The sequence below is a fragment of the Mesorhizobium sp. M0040 genome, from assembly GCF_040323505.1.
Lineage (GTDB): Bacteria > Pseudomonadota > Alphaproteobacteria > Rhizobiales > Rhizobiaceae > Mesorhizobium.
Genome location: NZ_JAMYVA010000015.1, coordinates 29,759 through 44,798, shown reverse-complemented (window position 1 = coordinate 44,798; position 15,040 = coordinate 29,759). Strand labels below are relative to the sequence as shown.

The window sequence follows — 15,040 nt, the reverse complement described above, 5'->3', positions numbered from 1 at the left end:
AGGCCCCGTGGCGGCTATGTCGGCCGGCGGGGCACTTCCACGATGGGCGCTGGTCCGGCCAAAAGAGCCTTTAGCGCAGTTCGGCCGGAGGCGCGCGCAAAAATCCGGCCTGGATCAACAATTTCGTCCTGGCAGATAACAAGCGCATGGCAAATTGCAAACCTTCGAGACTAGCCGAAACACCTCTCGCTTCGTCATCCCAGGGCGGAGCAAGGAGCGAAGCGACGCGGCGCAGACCCTGGGATCCATGCCGTTACCTCAGTCGAAGAATGCAGCGGTTCAGAACGGCACTTGTGTCGGCATTGGCGTCAGCTACCCTTCAACCATGACCGGCTATGTCTACATGACCGCGAGCCAGAAGCGCGGCACGATCTATATCGGCGTTACCAACGATCTCGGCCGCCGCATGCCGGAGCACAAGACCGGCCAAGGCTCGCGCTTCACCAGCCGTTACGGCGTGCAGCGTCTGGTCTGGTACGAGGAACATTTCGACATTCGCGACGCCATCCAGCGCGAGAAGTCGCTGAAGCGCTGGCCACGCCAGTGGAAGATCGAGCTGATCGAGAAGACCAACCCTGAGTGGTTCGAGCTTTTTCGCGGGACGGGGTGGTAGCGTACGGTTCTGGTCCGCAGGCGCACTGCCGCGAGGTAACGGCATGGATCCCAGGGTCTGCGCCGCGTCGCTTTGCTCCTTGCTCCGCCCTGGGATGACGAAGTGGAGGGGTGTTCGGCCAATCTCGAAAGCTTGTAATTCGCCATCAATCGTCGTCCGATACACCGGACGAGCTGCCACTCTCCGACATCAGCGATTAGCCTTCAGCCATCCTTACCTTCGTCCTAGGGCGGAGCAAGGAGCGAAGCGACGCGGCGCAGACCCTAGGATGCTATGCCGTTAGCTTCGAGCGTCGCAGCTTCCGCTGAACACCAACAGACCGATCAGCAGAACGCGTTCAATGTGCATCCCGCTCGATCCAATGGTATCAAGCCGGCGCCTTGGCCTTCCTGCCCCTGCCCTTGACGGGCGCGGGCGGGGCGGCTTTGCGGCCGAGGCCGATTGCCTTGGCCAGTTGCGAACGCGAGGCCGCGTAGTTGGGGGCGACCATCGGGTAGTCCGACGGCAGGCCCCATTTGGCGCGATAGGCGTCGGGCGTCAGCCCGAAATGAACGCCGATATGGCGCTTCAAGGATTTGAACTTCTTGCCGTCCTCGAGACAGATGATGTAGTCCGGCGTCACCGATTTCTTGGGATTGACGGCAGGCGTCAGCGGCGCGGCGACCGGCACAGCCGGTTGCCCGAGGCCGCCTATGGCAGCGCTGACGCTGGCGATGAGATCGCCGAGGCCGGAAGCCGGCAAGCGGTTCTTCTCGACGTATGCGGAGACGATATGGGCGGTCAGCTCGAGCAGGTCGATGTCTTTGCGAGCGTTGTTGTTGTCGTCGGTCAATCTATCTCTCCGTCCATGGGGGTCGCAGAAATTCCTAGTCGGCAAATCTGCGCAATGCAATGACGCCGCACCACGTCACACATTATTTTGAATAATAATACTAACGGCAGCGCGGGATTAACAACCCTGAGCCGGTGCTCGATAATATCAGACAATCAGCAATATCAAATAATCAGGGATTTGTCGCGCCATAGTCGAAATCCGCCCTCGAAGGCGCGTGTGTTGTCGCCGCGTCTGCAATCGGCGGGCAAGTCGGTGAGTTCGTCGACATTGCCGCCGCCGATGACCACGTAATCCGGCTGCATGGCGGCGCGAAGCCGGTCGACCACGTCGAAGACGTGTTTGCGCCATTTCTTCTTGCCGCGCTTTTGCAGGCCGCGTTCGCCGACATAGTCTTCGAAACTGCCGCGCTTCCTGTAGGGAAGATGGGCAAGCTCCATCGGCTGGGCAACGTTATCAACGATCATCGCGGCCCCCAGGCCGGTGCCGAGGCCAAGGAACAGCATGCGGCCGCCCTCATAACTGCCGATGGCCTGCATGAGCGCATCGTTAACGACCTTGACCGGTTTGCCGAACTCGGCGGCGAAATCGCAGCCGACCCAGCCCTTGCCGAGATTGGCGGGTTCGGTCAGCGGCCGGTTGTGGTGCACCGGGCCCGGATAGCCCATCGAGACGACATCGTAGTGCAGCCCTTCGGCGAGCGTCTTCACCGCCGCGACCATCTGCTGCGGCGTAAGCTCCGGTCCGGAAGCGGTCTTGCGCTCGTCGCCGCCGGCGCTGGTGCGGATCTTGACGTGCGAGCCGCCGATATCGATCGCAAGCACGATCTTTTCTTCCTCCGATGCCGGTTGCTTCACCGCCTTGGCCATCGCTTTCGCCTCCCAGAAATCATTTCGCTGGATTGATCCAGCCGTTCTGCGGCCCGAATCCAGCCATGGCTTCGGCCGGCCCCCACGTCTTTGGCGCGTAGACAAGGGGCGGCGTGGTGTCGCCGAGCACCGGGCCGACGATGCGCCAGGCGAGCTCGCTGGCGTCCTGGCGGGTGAACAGCTGGCCGTTGCCGTTCATGGCGTCGCCGATCAACCGCTCGTAAGGCGGCATGTCGCCCTTCGAATCGTCCAGCGCGGTGAGCTCGACCTGCTCACCGACCATGTCGTCGCCGGGCGCCTTGCGCCGGGCTCCGATCGAGATCGCCACCTGCGGATCGATGCGGAAGCGCACGTGATTGCAGTCGCCGGGCTTGATCGGATCGAAGACGTCGAGCGGCGGCCGCTTCAGCCGCACGATGACCTCGGTGGCGTGCACCGGCAGGGATTTGCCGGCGCGAATGAAGAACGGCACATCTTGCCAGCGCCAGGTATCGACGAAAAAGCGCACCGCCGCGAAGGTCTCGACCGGCGAGTTCGGCGCCACGCCCGGCTCGTTGAGATAGCCGTCGAACTGGCCGCGCACCACATCGTCCCTGGTCAGCGTCCGGATCGCCCGCAGGACCTGCACCTTCTCGTCGATGAGATCGTCGGCCGAGCGGCCGACCGGCGGTTCCATGGCGAGCAGCAAGAGGATGTTGAGCAGATGGTTTTCGATGACGTCGCGAATGCAGCCGACCTCGTCATAGAAGCGGCCGCGGCCCTCGACACCGAAATCCTCGGCCATGGTGATCTGCACGCTCTCGACGTAATTGCGGTTCCAGATCGGCTCGAGGAAGGAGTTGGCGAAGCGGAAATAGAGCAGGTTCTGGATCGCCTCCTTGCCGAGATAATGGTCGATGCGAAAGATCGACTTCTCGTCGAAGACCAGATGCAGCACCCGGTTCAGCCAGCGCGCCGATTGAAGATCGTGGCCGAACGGCTTTTCCACCATCAGGCGCGCGCCCTGGGCGGCCCCCGACTGCTCCAGCCCCTGGACGACCACCTCGAACATCGCCGGCGGCACCGCCAGATAGTGCAGCGGCCGCTCAGCACTGCCGAGCGCGGTCTTCAGCTTCTCGAAGGTCGCAGGCGCCCGGTAGTCGCCGCTGACATAGCGCAGCAGCGATGCAAGCCTGGCAAAGATCTTGTCGTCGATGCTGCCCAAGGCGTTGACGATGCCGTCGCGGGCGCGCGCCTGCAGCTTGGCGAGGTCCCAGGGATCGAAGGCGACGCCGATCACCGGCTCGTTCAGCGTCCCTTTGGCCACCATGGCGTAAAGGGCGGGGAAGATCTTCTTGTGGGCGAGATCGCCGGTGGCGCCGAAAAGCACCAGCGTGTCCGATCGTTCCTGGCTCATGGGCGTGCCTCCCTGTCGCCCGTCACGAGCCGGCCTTGGGTTTTTCGACATGGCCGCCAAAGGCATAGCGCATGGCGGACAGAAGCTTGTCGGCGAATTCGGATTCGCCTTGCGAGGAGAACCTGTCGAACAGCGCCGAGGACAGCACCGGCGCCGGCACGCCGGTGTCGATCGCCGCCTTCAGTGTCCAGCGGCCTTCGCCGGAATCCGAGACCCGCCCGCCGAACTGCGTCAACGACGAATCGGCCTTCAGTACGCCGGCCGTCAGGTCGAGCAGCCACGAGCCGATGACGCTGCCGTGCCGCCAGACCTCGGCCACTTCAGCGATGTCGATGTCGAACTGGTAATATTGCGGGTTTTCCAGCGGGCTGGTTTCGGCGTCGGCGGTGCGCTGCCGTTTGCCGGCATTCGCCGACTTCAGGATGTTCATGCCTTCGGCATAGGCGGCCATAACGCCATATTCGATACCGTTATGGACCATCTTGACGAAATGGCCGGCGCCGCTTGGTCCGCAGTGGAGATAGCCGAAGGGAGCGGTTCCGGCATCCTTGGCAGGGGCGGGCGAAGCGGCGTCGGCGCCCGGCGCCAGCGTTGCGAAGACCGGATCGAGATGCTGGACCGCGCTGTCGGGGCCGCCGATCATCAGGCAGTAGCCGCGCTCGAGGCCCCAGACGCCGCCGCTGGTGCCGACATCGACATAGCTCAAGCCTTTCAAGGCGAGGCGCGCGGCGTGGTCGACGGCCTCGTGATAATAGGAATTGCCGCCGTCTATGATGATGTCGCCCGGCTCCATCAGGGCAGCCACCTGGTCGACGATCCTGCCGGTGATCGCCGCCGGCAGCATCAGCCAGGCGCTGCGCGGCTTCGCCAGCTTGCCGACGAACTCCTCCATCGAGGCGGCTCCGACCGCGCCGGCGCTCACAAGCGCGGCGACGCTCGCCGGGTTGATGTCGTAGACGACGCATTCGTGGCCATCGCGCAGCAGGCGCCGAACCATGTTGGCGCCCATCCGGCCCAGTCCCATCATTCCTATCTGCATGGTCTCGTCCTGCCTTACTTGAGGGATCGATGATCTAGTGGCGCTGTGATTGAAGCATGATCTTTTCCGAAAACCGGTCTCCACTTTGCGGGATCATGCTCTATCCGGTATCGCCGATGCCGACAGAAAAGTCAGCATTCTCCCAATGGCCGCTATCGGGCCAGAAGAAAGTGAAGACAATGCTATTGCCCGGGCTATTGCCCGGAGCAATCTCGGCAACCGGCAATTCCGCAAGATGGATGCCGAAAGCATTCGCGGTGGTCTGGGTGTCATGGACGGTTGCCCAATTGTCGCTGCTCCAATGAACCACCGCCCGGGCCAGAAGTTCGATGCGCAGCGCCTTGCCTGCCGGGATGGTACGGATCTTGTGGTTGAAGCGCCATGCCCTGAAGCGCGACACCGTCCTGCCCTCGATATAGCGCTTGACGCCTTGCGGCGGCATGTCGAACACAGTGCCGTCGCGCAGCGACCGCAGCAGCTTGATGTGCTCGGAATGCGCCCAGACCAGCGGCTTGGCGCTGCCGGAGGGCCCGCCATGCCGCAATTCGCGCTCCGGCATGTCGGGACCGTCCCAGACCTGCTCCGGTAGCAGGCCGCCCGGTCCGGCAGAGTTCTCGAACGTCCTGAGCAGGCTTGCCGCACTATCCCTACGGCCTGCCGCCAGCTCGTAATGAGCGCGCTCGCCGACCAGCAGCGGCCAGGGCCGGCCCCGGCCGGTTCCATCGAAGGGCGCGCCGTCGGCATGCTCGCCATAGCCATCGCCATTGTAGCGGTACCAGAGCGGGCCCTGCGGCAGTTCGCAGCGCAATTGCGCGTCGATGACCTTGACCGTGTCGAGGATGCGCGGATCGTCGGCCGCCCTGAGGCCGAAGCGGACCAGCGCCAGCGCATCCGGGCTGACGATCGCCTTGGCCGGCCGGTCCGTATCGGCCGGCGGGCGGTTCTTGATCGGGACGTAGCCGTCTTTCGGCGATGCCGCGCCGGCGGTGTCGGGCGGGGCGATGCGGACATAGTAGCCTTCGACGCTGGCTTGCTCGCATGCGGCGGTGCCGGCGACGTAGGTCCAGCGTTCGATCTGATCGTTCCAGACATCGGCGGTTTCGCGCAGATAGTTTGCCGGCTCTGTTTTGCCGGCGGCATCGAAGATGTCCGCAGCCGCAAGCAGAGCCGCGATCTCGACCGCAAGGGTGAACGGGCTGTAGCCGGCGTCTTCTTCCCAGCGGTCCTCGCCGGTGACCGGGCCGTTGCGCACGACATAGGCGGCAGCGCGCTCGATCATCGGCATGAAGGAGGAGAGTGCGGCAGGGGGCAAATGGCCGGCGCGGCGCAGTGCGTCGGCAAGCAGCAGCGGGAAGGCGCATTCGTCCATCTGGATGCCCGGCCAATAGGCCGATCCGTCGAGCCAGGCGTTCTGCGGCCAGTGGCCATCCGGCTGCTGGATCGAGCGCAGATAAGAGAGGATGCGCAGCGCTTCCGCCGGGTCGCCGGCGGCGAGGAAGCCGCCGGCGGTTTCGACCAGATCGCGCGGCCAGACCAGGTGATAGCCGCCGAGGTCGTCGTCGCCCTTGTTGAAGCCCCACGGGATCGACAGGCTGGCAACGGCTGCTCCGGCAGACGACCGGTGTGCCGCCAGCACCGCCGTGCTGAGGCGGTAGCTGTTGAGGCCGGACGCCGCATGCCGGTCCAGCGGCAGCAGGCCGGCCTGCCATTGGTGCCATTTTTGAACATAGGAACTGGCCGCGGGCTCAAAACCTTGCTTCAGGCTGGCGAAAGCGGTTTCCGCCGCCTGTTGCGGCGTCGTGCCGAAGCCGAGCGCCAGCAATATTTTTGGGTTCGCGGCCGAAAAGGCGATCTCGCCGGTCAGCGCGACATTGCCGTCCTCGGCCCTGCGGCAGGCCGGATCGAGCCGGCCGCGTTGACGAAGCTGCTGCCAGCCGTCGGAGACGCCGACATAGCCGGCCGAGCACACCTTCCACGGCAGCGACGAGGCGAGCGCCAGGCAGGTGCCGCGTCCCGATGCAAACAGGACAGGCTGTCCTTCATGGTCGTCGATCCAGGCGGTGTTGCCCATGCCGGCGTTGACGAGGTGCGGTGCCAGCAGCGCGTAGACGCGGTAGTCGGCGGCCGCGCCTTTGAGCGGCGTGAACATAATCTCCTGCAGCAAGACGGGACGTTCCGGATCCGTCAGGATGCGCTTTTCGATCCTGTAGGTTCCATCGCTTGCGGCGTTGACCAGCCGGTGGGCAGGCACCCCGTCCGCCAGGGGTTCGATACTGTGTTCGGCGTCGCGTTTTTCTTCCGAGAAATAGCCGTCGGGTCCGGTGACGATCAGCCCCAGATCGCGGGTGCAGGCGCTATCGAGGCGCGGGTAGTAGATCTCGTTGAGGATACCGTGGCTGATGGTGAACCAGATCGGGCAGGCCGGCGAGAGCGCGGTGCCGACGCCGCTCTTGGCGCTCGAGGTCCAGCGCGCCGGAATGCCGGGTGCACCCGGGGCAAGGTTCGTTGCCATTCGATCGGTCTCCAGTGCCATCCCTAGACCAGGAGTCGAACCGGTTTCAATGATTGCACCGCAAGTTGATCGCCGGCCATGGATTGCTGTTGACAGCTTGCCGCCTATCTGCATTTGTCTGATAATAGATAAAAAACAAGATTGTGAGCGTATCAGCCAATACCCACCAGCCAGCCATTAACCACCAGTAAGACAGCAACTCACGGGAGGAGTATGACATGAGGAAAATATTCGTTTTGGGGGCTCTTGCGGCGATGCTCGCCGCAGGTACAGCGCTTGCCGACACCAGCGGCAAGAAAATCGCCTTCTCCAACAATTACGCCGGCAATTCCTGGCGGCAGGCGATGCTGGACAGCTACGCCATCGTTACCAAGAAGGCGGTTGCCGACAAGGTGGTCGGCGCCGCGGACGTCTTCACGACGGCCGACAAGGAAGTGCCGACGCAAGCAGCCCAGGTGCAGAACCTGATCCTGCAGGGCTATGACGCGATCGTCATCAACGCGGCGTCTCCGGATGCGCTCAACGGCGCCATCAAGCAGGCCTGCGACGCCGGCATCGTCGTCGTCTCCTTCGACGGCATCGTCACCGAACCCTGCGCCTACCGCGTCGTTGTCGACTTCAAGGACATGGGCAAGCAGGAGGTCGAGCAGATGGCCAAGTTCCAGCCCAAGGGCGGCAACCTGCTGGAAATCCGCGGCCTCGCCGGCACCTCGATCGACGATGCCATCCATGCCGGCATCCTCGAAGGCGTCGCTGCCCATCCCGAGTTCAAGATCGTCGGCTCGGTGACCGGCGACTGGGACCAGACCACGGCACAGAAAGCCGTGGCGACGATCCTGCCTTCGCTGCCGGATGTTGTCGGGGTCGTCGACCAGGGCGGTGACGGCTACGGCGCGGCGCAGGCTTTCGCCGCCGCCGGCAAGCCACGCCCGACCATCATCATGGGCAATCGCCAGGACGAGTTGCAGTGGTGGAAGGAGCAGAAGGAAAAGGACGGTTACAAGACCTGGTCGGCATCGATCGCACCGGGCGTATCGACGCTTGCCTTCTGGGTGGCGCAGCAGGTGCTCGACGGCCGCACCGACGTGCCGCACGACCTGCTGGTGCCCTATCTTGCCTTCACCCAGGACGATTTCGAGGCCGCGCTGCCGAAGATTCCGAAGGGCGGCGTCGCCAGCCACGAATACACGCAGGAAGACGCCGTCGCGGCGATCAAGGCCAACATCAAGTGAGCATGGCACTATTGTTGCCGCCACGGATAACCGGGTATCGTTGAGGGATGCCCGAGGCCAATGCAGACATCATCATGCCGGACGGCGCCGAAAAGCTTTTCGGCGCCGTCAGTTTGGACATCATAAGACTGGACGGAGCCGAAAAACATTTCGGCGCCGTCAGGGCGCTCGCCGGTGTCGATTTCAGCGTTCGTGCCGGAGAATGTGTCGGTCTCGTCGGCCATAACGGCGCCGGAAAATCGACGCTCATGCATATGGTGGCGGGCACGCTTGCCCCCGACAGCGGGCAGATCGCGGTCCGCGGCGGTGTCGAGGCAAGTTATTCGGTGCCGCGCGCGCAGCAGCTCGGCATACGCTGTGTGTTCCAGGAGCTGTCGCTCTGCCCGAACCTCAGCGTCGCCGAGAACACGCGGATCAACCACGCGTCGCTGCATGGCTTCGGCTGGCGGCGCAAGGCGGCCGATCTGATCGCCGCCAAGCTCGACGAGATCTTCCCCGGCCACAGCATCTCGGCATCCGACATCGTCGGTGATCTTTCCATCACCAGCCGGCAGATGGTGGAGGTGGCGCGCGCCTTCACGGTCACGCAGGAGCCGCTCGAGCTGGTTATCCTCGACGAGCCGACATCCTCGCTCGACGCGCATACCGCCGGCCAGCTGCTGGCGTTCGTGCGCCGCTTCATCGCCGCCGGCAAGAGCTGCATCCTGATCTCGCATGTGTTGGGCGAAGTGCTCGGAAATGCCGACCGCATCGTGGTGATGCGCGACGGCAAGGTGGTCGCCGCCGGGCAGGCCGACGCCTTCGACCGCGACAGCCTGGTGACGGCGATGGGCGGAGCGGAGGCGCGCGAGAAGACCGCCGCAGAAATTGCGAGCGGCAAGCCGGAGCCCGGCCCGCTGCGGGTCCGGGCGCGCCCGGCGCGACAGCAGGACGGCAACGAGCTCGTCGCCCGTGCCGGTGAGATCATCGGCCTTGCCGGACTTGCCGGGCATGGGCAGACCGATCTTTTGCTGGCTATCTTTGCTGCGGCTTCCCGTGCCAAGACCGGCATCGAGGTCACCGCGCCGGTGGCGCTGGTTGCCGGCGACCGCCAGTCGGACGGGATTTTTCCGCAATGGTCGATTGCCGAGAACATTGGCATCCGTTCGCTGGCGCGATTGCGCAACGGCCTCTTGATCTCGCCGCAGCGCGAAGCCGAGCTCGCGGAGTTGTGGCAGCGGAAAATCGGCATCCGTACGCCCGACATGAACAACAACATCTTCTCGCTGTCCGGCGGCAACCAGCAGAAGGCGCTGTTCGCGCGGGCGCTCGGCTCCGACGCCAAGATCGTGCTGATGGACGATCCGATGCGCGGCGTCGACATCGGCACCAAGCTCGAAGTCTACGACCTGGTGCGCGAAGAGGCTCGCCATGGCCGCACCTTCCTCTGGTACACCACCGAAACCGAAGAGCTCGACAATTGCGACCACATCTATGTGTTCAAGAACGGCCGGATCGTCGCCAATCTTCGTCGCGACGAACTGACGGAGGAAAAGATCATCCAGTCCTCGTTCGGCGATGCGGCCTGAGATGACAGCGGTATCCGTCGAGAATGGGCTAAAATCTTCGGCTCGCGCCACGAGGCGGGCGCGCATGCTGCGCAGCCTGCTGCCGGCACTGTCGCTGGCGCTGGTGCTCATCGCCATCGCCTGGCTCAACCCGCGCGCCATCAGCTATTTCGGTTTCAGCCTGATGCTCAATCTGGCGATCCCGATCGCTCTGGCGACGATCGCGCAGATGTTCGTCATCGCCGGCAACGAGCTCGATCTGTCGATTGGCACCTTTGTCGGCTTCGTCGGCTGCGTGACGGCGACATGGCTGAAGGACGCGCCGCTGCTCGGCGTCGTGATCCTGCTCGGGTCGATCGGCGTCTACGCGCTGCTCGGCGCGCTGATCCATCTGCGCAACCTGCCCTCTATCGTGGTGACGCTCGGCATGAGTTTTGTCTGGCAGGGCATGGCCATCCTCATCCTGCCTAAGCCCGGCGGCAAGGCGCCGGACTGGCTGCTGGCGCTGATGGCCTTCAAGCCACCCTTCATTCCGTTCCCGATCATCGCGGCATTGCTGATCGCAGCCGTCGTCCACTTTGGCCTGATGCGCACCTCCTACGGCGTCATCCTGCGTGGATCGGGCGGCAATTCAGCCGCACTCAAGCGCGCCGGCTGGTCGCTGCTGCGCACCAAGATCGCCCTTTTTGCGCTGACCGGCCTGTTCGGCGTTTTGTCCGGCATGGCGCTGATCGGCATCACCACCTCGGCCGATGCCAATATCGGCAATGGCTACACGCTGCTTTCGATCGCCGGCGTCATCCTCGGCGGCGGTGAGTTCGTCGGCGGCCGGGTGTCGCCGATCGGCGCCGTCATCGGCGCGCTGACGCTGGCGCTGGCGGCATCGCCCCTCTTGACGTTCATGCACATTCCGCCCGACTGGCAGGTCGCCGCAAATGGCGCCATCCTGATCATCGTGCTGGCGGCGCGGGTGCTGATCAGCCGCAGGGAGAGGTGAGCATGGCCTCGCTGCGGACGCTGCTCGCCAGGCCCTGGATCTGGTCGTTCTTCGGGGCGCTGCTAGTGTGGCTGGCGACCATCGCCTTCACCGGCGGCTATGGCGGCGGCGGCATGATCACGGCGGCGCTGTCGCTCGCCGTCTTCACGGTCATCGTCGGCGTCGGGCAGATGTTCGTCATCACGCTCGGGCCGGGCAATGTCGACCTGTCGCTGCCGGCCAATATCGGCCTTGCCAGCGCCGTCGCCATGAAGGTGATGGACGGCAATGATGCGATGATCGCGGTCGGCCTGCTGGCAGCGCTTGCCTGCGGCATGGCGATCGGCGCCGTCAACTATCTGCTGATCTGGGCGCTGCGCATTCCGCCGATCATCGCGACGCTGTCGGCCAGCTTCGTCATCCAGTCGGTCGATATCAGCTATGGGCGGGGCCTGCAGATCAAGCCGCCGCCGGGCTTTGCCGATTTCACCAACTGGCAGATCTTCGGCATCCCGGTGCTGGCGATCCTCACCGTGCTGTTCACCATCGGCGCCGGCATCGTTTTGCAGCGCATGATCTACGGACGCTCGGTGCTGGCGATCGGCCAGAACATCCGCGCTGCCTGGCTGGCCGGCGTCAATGTCGGCCGCACCCGCTTCCTCACCTACACGCTGTCGGGCGCGCTCGGCGGCCTCGACGGCGCACTGCTCGCCGGCTATTTCCGCGGCGCCAATGTCGATATCGGCAATGAGTATCTGCTGGCCTCGATCGCGGTCGTCGTCATCGGCGGCACGTCGGTGGCGGGCGGCAAGGCCAATGTGCCGGGGGTCTGGGGCGCGGCGCTGTTCCTGGTGCTGCTGTTGACCATGCTCAACACATTCGGCGTCAGCGTCGGCGTCCGCCTGGTGCTGACAGGGCTGATCATCGTCGGCGTCATCACCGCCGCCGGTGGGCAGAAGGCGCTGCGCTAAGGCAAGGCCACCCGGCGGCGAGGGGATATCGATCCGGCCCGCAAAACACGTGGTTCCCATCCGCATGCCAGCGCTGTAAATCCCGTCGCGCTATTGGCCAACATCATTGCGTGAGGTTTGCGTGTCCGATTTCGTCAGCACTACAAGGCACGGCAACGTCGCGGTGGTGAGCATCGACAATCCGCCGGTCAACGCGCTGAGCTTCCATGTGCGCGAGCCGCTGATGCAGGCGCTCGTTTCCCTGGGCGACGAGCCGTCGGTCGGAGCAATCGTGATAGCATGCGCCGGGCGGACCTTCGTCGCCGGCGCCGACATCACCGAATTCGGCAAGCCGGCGAGGCAACCGGACCTGGGCGCCCTAGTCGCCATGCTGGAAACCATCGCCAAGCCGACGGTCGCGGCCATTCACGGCACTGCGCTCGGCGGCGGCCTGGAACTGGCGCTCGGCTGCCATTTCCGTGTTGCCGACCGAACGGCAAGGCTCGGCCTGCCGGAAGTCAAGCTCGGCCTGCTGCCGGGCGGCGGCGGCACGGTTCGCCTGCCGCGCTTGGTTGGTCCGCTGAAGGCACTCAGCATGATCGTTTCGGGAACGCCGATCGGTGCGGCCGAGGCGCTCGCCGCCGGCCTGGTGGATGCCGTCTTCGATGGCGACCTGACCGCGCAAGCGGTGAATTTCGCCAACGAAACGGCCGCGAAAGGCGGTCCGTTCACGCCGGTGCGCGACCGCAATGATCGCCTCGACCAGGCCGACTTGCCGGCGTTCGACAAGGAAGCGGCAGTGCTTGCCGGCAAAGCACGCGGCCTCGAGGCGCCGATCGCCTGTGCGCAGTCGATCCGCAACGCCCTGACGCTGCCCTTCGACGAAGCGCTGGCGGCGGAGCGCGACCTGTTCGTCAAGCTTGTCGCCGGGGACCAATCACGCGCGCAGCGGCATTTGTTCTTCGCTGAACGTGAGGCGGCAAAGATTGCCGGCAAGGACGTCGTCAGGCGCAAGATCACCCGGGTCGGCGTCATCGGCGCCGGCACGATGGGCGGCGGCATCGCCATGGCGTTCGCCAACGGCGGCGTCCCCGTGACCTTGCTGGAAGCGACACACGAGGCCTTGCAGCGCGGGCTGGCGACGATCAACAAGAATTATGCCGTTTCCGTCATCCGCGGCTCGCTGAGCGAAGACGCCAAGCGCCAACGGCTTGGGTTGTTCAAGGGTTCCACCGACTATGCCGATCTTGCCGATTGCGACCTGATCGTCGAGGCCGTGTTCGAGGAGATGGCGGTCAAGAAGGATGTCTTCGGCAGGCTCGATGCCGTGGGCAAACCGGGCGCGATCCTCGCCACCAACACCTCCTATCTCGACGTCAACGAAATCGCCGCTTCGACGTCGCGGCCGCAAGATCTCCTCGGCATGCATTTCTTTTCGCCGGCTAACGTCATGAAGCTTTTGGAAATCGTCCGCGCCGACAAGACTTCGCCCGACGTGCTGGCGACCATCGTCGATCTGGCACGGCGGATCGGCAAGGTGCCGGTCGTCGTCGGCGTCTGCCACGGCTTCGTCGGCAACCGCATGCTGGCGGCGCGCGGTGCGGAACTGGAGACGCTTCTGCTGGAAGGCGCAATGCCGCGCCAGGTCGACCAGGTGTTCACCGATTTCGGCTGGCTGATGGGGCCGTTCGAGATGAGCGATCTCGCCGGCCTCGACATAGGCTGGCGCAACCGCAAGGCGCGTGGCCAGACGGCCGTGATCGCCGATGCGTTGTGCGAACAGGGACATTTCGGCCAGAAGACCGGCAGCGGCTTCTATCGCTACGAAGGCGGTTCGCGCACGCCGCTGCCCGATCCCGATGTCGAGGCGCTGATCCGCAACAAGGCTGCCGAGCGCGGTGTTGCACCGCGCGCGATCGGCGCCGAGGAGATCATCGAGCGGACGCTCTATCCGATGATCAACGAGGGCGCCAAAATCCTCAAGGAAAAGATTGCCGCCCGCGCCTCCGATATCGACGTCGTCTGGGTCAACGGCTACGGCTACCCGGTCGGCAAGGGCGGGCCGATGTTCTGGGCGAGCCTCGAAGGCGTGGACAAGATCATCCGGCGGCTGGATCACTGGCACCAGCAGACCGGCAAGGATGTCTTTCGAGTGGCACCCCGGCTCAGGCAGATGGCCGAAACCGATTCCTGGGACGGCGCTGCCGGCTGAACTTGGGACTACCGAATCCGTGCGTCCATGATCTCGACAAAACGCGCGAACAGACCCGCCTGCGACTTTATCTTGAGCTTGCGGTAAATGTTGCGGCGATGAACTTTTACGGTTCCCGGCACGATGCGCATCGCCCTGGCAATCGATTCCGTGGAATGGCCCTGAAGCACCAGATCGACGACATGCTGCTCGCGCGGCGTGAGCGAAAGGCTCTTCCAGATGTGAGCACGTTCGAACTCACTGACCGGAGCAATCGCCTCGTCTTGCTTCGTCCCAACCGGTCCGTCAGCCGGAAGGGTAGGCCAGCGCAGCCTGACGAGGCTGATCACCGCAGGCGCCATGTCGCGCAGCAACCTGGCATCGGCGGTTCCGAACGGCCCCGAAGCGCGCAATCGCATTAGCGAGACCACCAGCGCGTCCTTTCCCGGCAGCGGCACGAAAAAGCCGACCTCCTCCGCAAGCCTGGTCTGGCTGTAATAGGAGCGGTAATATTCGCTGGCATAGAAGCGATCCGGCGCCAATTCGCGCATGCGCCAAAAGCCTTCCTTGCGCTCGACTGCCGCATGGTGGAACGGATCGAGCAGATAAGGCCCTTCCTGATAGAGCGCGACGAAGACGTGGCTTTCGGCCGGCGAGAATGTCTCGAACAGCAGCGGCGGGCGTGAGGCGCCGCGATAGCCGAAGATCACGCAATGATCGAAGCTGACATGCTGGCGGAGCCAGGCGACCATCGCCTTGCCGAAAAGCTCGCCGCTCGTCTCCCGCGTCGCTGCGATGAGCGCAGCGAGCCGGCTGTATTCATCCCTGCGTGAAACGCCCAATTCATACCCCTCCAGACGAGAAAATAGATGAAATATACCAC

12 protein-coding genes are annotated in these 15,040 nt (G+C 64.3%); 6 read left to right on the top strand and 6 right to left on the bottom strand.

Features of this window, described 5'->3' with window-relative positions; translation table 11 throughout:
• Positions 1-325: 325 nt before the first annotated feature.
• The gene (locus NKJ91_RS15530; protein WP_352456363.1) at positions 326-613 is read left to right on the top strand and encodes a GIY-YIG nuclease family protein; all 288 of its coding nucleotides are present in this window, start codon (positions 326-328) and stop codon (positions 611-613) included.
• Between the two features lie 367 nt (positions 614-980).
• Here NKJ91_RS15530 and NKJ91_RS15525 read toward each other — a convergent pair whose 3' ends face one another.
• From NKJ91_RS15525 to NKJ91_RS15505, 5 genes are all read right to left on the bottom strand, one after another.
• Complete coding sequence (locus NKJ91_RS15525) at positions 981-1,445, bottom strand: Ros/MucR family transcriptional regulator (RefSeq protein WP_352456293.1); 465 nt, start codon at positions 1,443-1,445, stop codon at positions 981-983.
• Between the two features lie 164 nt (positions 1,446-1,609).
• The gene (locus tag NKJ91_RS15520; protein ID WP_352456292.1) at positions 1,610-2,314 is read right to left on the bottom strand and encodes an ROK family protein; all 705 of its coding nucleotides are present in this window, start codon (positions 2,312-2,314) and stop codon (positions 1,610-1,612) included.
• A 19-nt stretch (positions 2,315-2,333) separates the two neighbouring features.
• Complete coding sequence (gene zwf, locus NKJ91_RS15515; RefSeq protein WP_352456291.1) at positions 2,334-3,710, bottom strand: glucose-6-phosphate dehydrogenase; 1,377 nt, start codon at positions 3,708-3,710, stop codon at positions 2,334-2,336.
• A 22-nt stretch (positions 3,711-3,732) separates the two neighbouring features.
• Entirely contained in the window at positions 3,733-4,749 is a 1,017-nt protein-coding gene (gnd, locus tag NKJ91_RS15510) for a phosphogluconate dehydrogenase (NAD(+)-dependent, decarboxylating) (RefSeq protein WP_352456290.1), read from the bottom strand.
• A 100-nt stretch (positions 4,750-4,849) separates the two neighbouring features.
• Complete coding sequence (locus NKJ91_RS15505; RefSeq protein ID WP_352456289.1) at positions 4,850-7,261, bottom strand: glucan 1,4-alpha-glucosidase; 2,412 nt, start codon at positions 7,259-7,261, stop codon at positions 4,850-4,852.
• 218 nt (positions 7,262-7,479) lie between these two features.
• Between NKJ91_RS15505 and NKJ91_RS15500 the strand changes: the two genes are divergently transcribed.
• From NKJ91_RS15500 to NKJ91_RS15480, 5 genes are all read left to right on the top strand, one after another.
• On the top strand, positions 7,480-8,493 hold the full coding sequence (locus NKJ91_RS15500) for an ABC transporter substrate-binding protein (protein WP_023678192.1): 1,014 nt from the start codon (positions 7,480-7,482) through the stop codon (positions 8,491-8,493).
• A 74-nt stretch (positions 8,494-8,567) separates the two neighbouring features.
• Complete coding sequence (locus NKJ91_RS15495) at positions 8,568-10,061, top strand: sugar ABC transporter ATP-binding protein (protein ID WP_352456362.1); 1,494 nt, start codon at positions 8,568-8,570, stop codon at positions 10,059-10,061.
• 1 nt (position 10,062) lies between these two features.
• The gene (locus NKJ91_RS15490; protein ID WP_023678190.1) at positions 10,063-11,037 is read left to right on the top strand and encodes an ABC transporter permease; all 975 of its coding nucleotides are present in this window, start codon (positions 10,063-10,065) and stop codon (positions 11,035-11,037) included.
• Between the two features lie 2 nt (positions 11,038-11,039).
• Complete coding sequence (locus NKJ91_RS15485; RefSeq protein ID WP_352456288.1) at positions 11,040-11,987, top strand: ABC transporter permease; 948 nt, start codon at positions 11,040-11,042, stop codon at positions 11,985-11,987.
• A gap of 121 nt (positions 11,988-12,108) precedes the next feature.
• Positions 12,109-14,178, top strand: coding sequence for a 3-hydroxyacyl-CoA dehydrogenase NAD-binding domain-containing protein (locus NKJ91_RS15480; protein WP_352456287.1), 2,070 nt, complete (start codon positions 12,109-12,111; stop codon positions 14,176-14,178).
• 8 nt (positions 14,179-14,186) lie between these two features.
• Here the strand turns inward: NKJ91_RS15480 and NKJ91_RS15475 are convergent, their stop codons facing one another.
• Positions 14,187-14,999, bottom strand: coding sequence for a helix-turn-helix domain-containing protein (locus tag NKJ91_RS15475; RefSeq protein WP_352451302.1), 813 nt, complete (start codon positions 14,997-14,999; stop codon positions 14,187-14,189).
• Between the last annotated feature and the right edge of the window lie 41 nt (positions 15,000-15,040).

Excerpts from the sequence above, each read along its gene's own strand:
- NKJ91_RS15485 (WP_352456288.1), top strand. The coding sequence starts at position 11,040 with ATGGCCTCGCTGCGGACGCTGCTCGCCAGGCCCTGGATCTGGTCGTTC.
- NKJ91_RS15500 (WP_023678192.1), top strand. The coding sequence starts at position 7,480 with ATGAGGAAAATATTCGTTTTGGGGGCTCTTGCGGCGATGCTCGCCGCA.
- NKJ91_RS15495 (WP_352456362.1), top strand. The coding sequence starts at position 8,568 with ATGCCGGACGGCGCCGAAAAGCTTTTCGGCGCCGTCAGTTTGGACATC.
- NKJ91_RS15530 (WP_352456363.1), top strand. The coding sequence starts at position 326 with ATGACCGGCTATGTCTACATGACCGCGAGCCAGAAGCGCGGCACGATC.
- zwf (WP_352456291.1), bottom strand. The coding sequence starts at position 3,710 with ATGAGCCAGGAACGATCGGACACGCTGGTGCTTTTCGGCGCCACCGGC.
- NKJ91_RS15490 (WP_023678190.1), top strand. The coding sequence starts at position 10,063 with ATGACAGCGGTATCCGTCGAGAATGGGCTAAAATCTTCGGCTCGCGCC.
- NKJ91_RS15505 (WP_352456289.1), bottom strand. The coding sequence starts at position 7,261 with ATGGCAACGAACCTTGCCCCGGGTGCACCCGGCATTCCGGCGCGCTGG.
- NKJ91_RS15520 (WP_352456292.1), bottom strand. The coding sequence starts at position 2,314 with ATGGCCAAGGCGGTGAAGCAACCGGCATCGGAGGAAGAAAAGATCGTG.
- gnd (WP_352456290.1), bottom strand. The coding sequence starts at position 4,749 with ATGCAGATAGGAATGATGGGACTGGGCCGGATGGGCGCCAACATGGTT.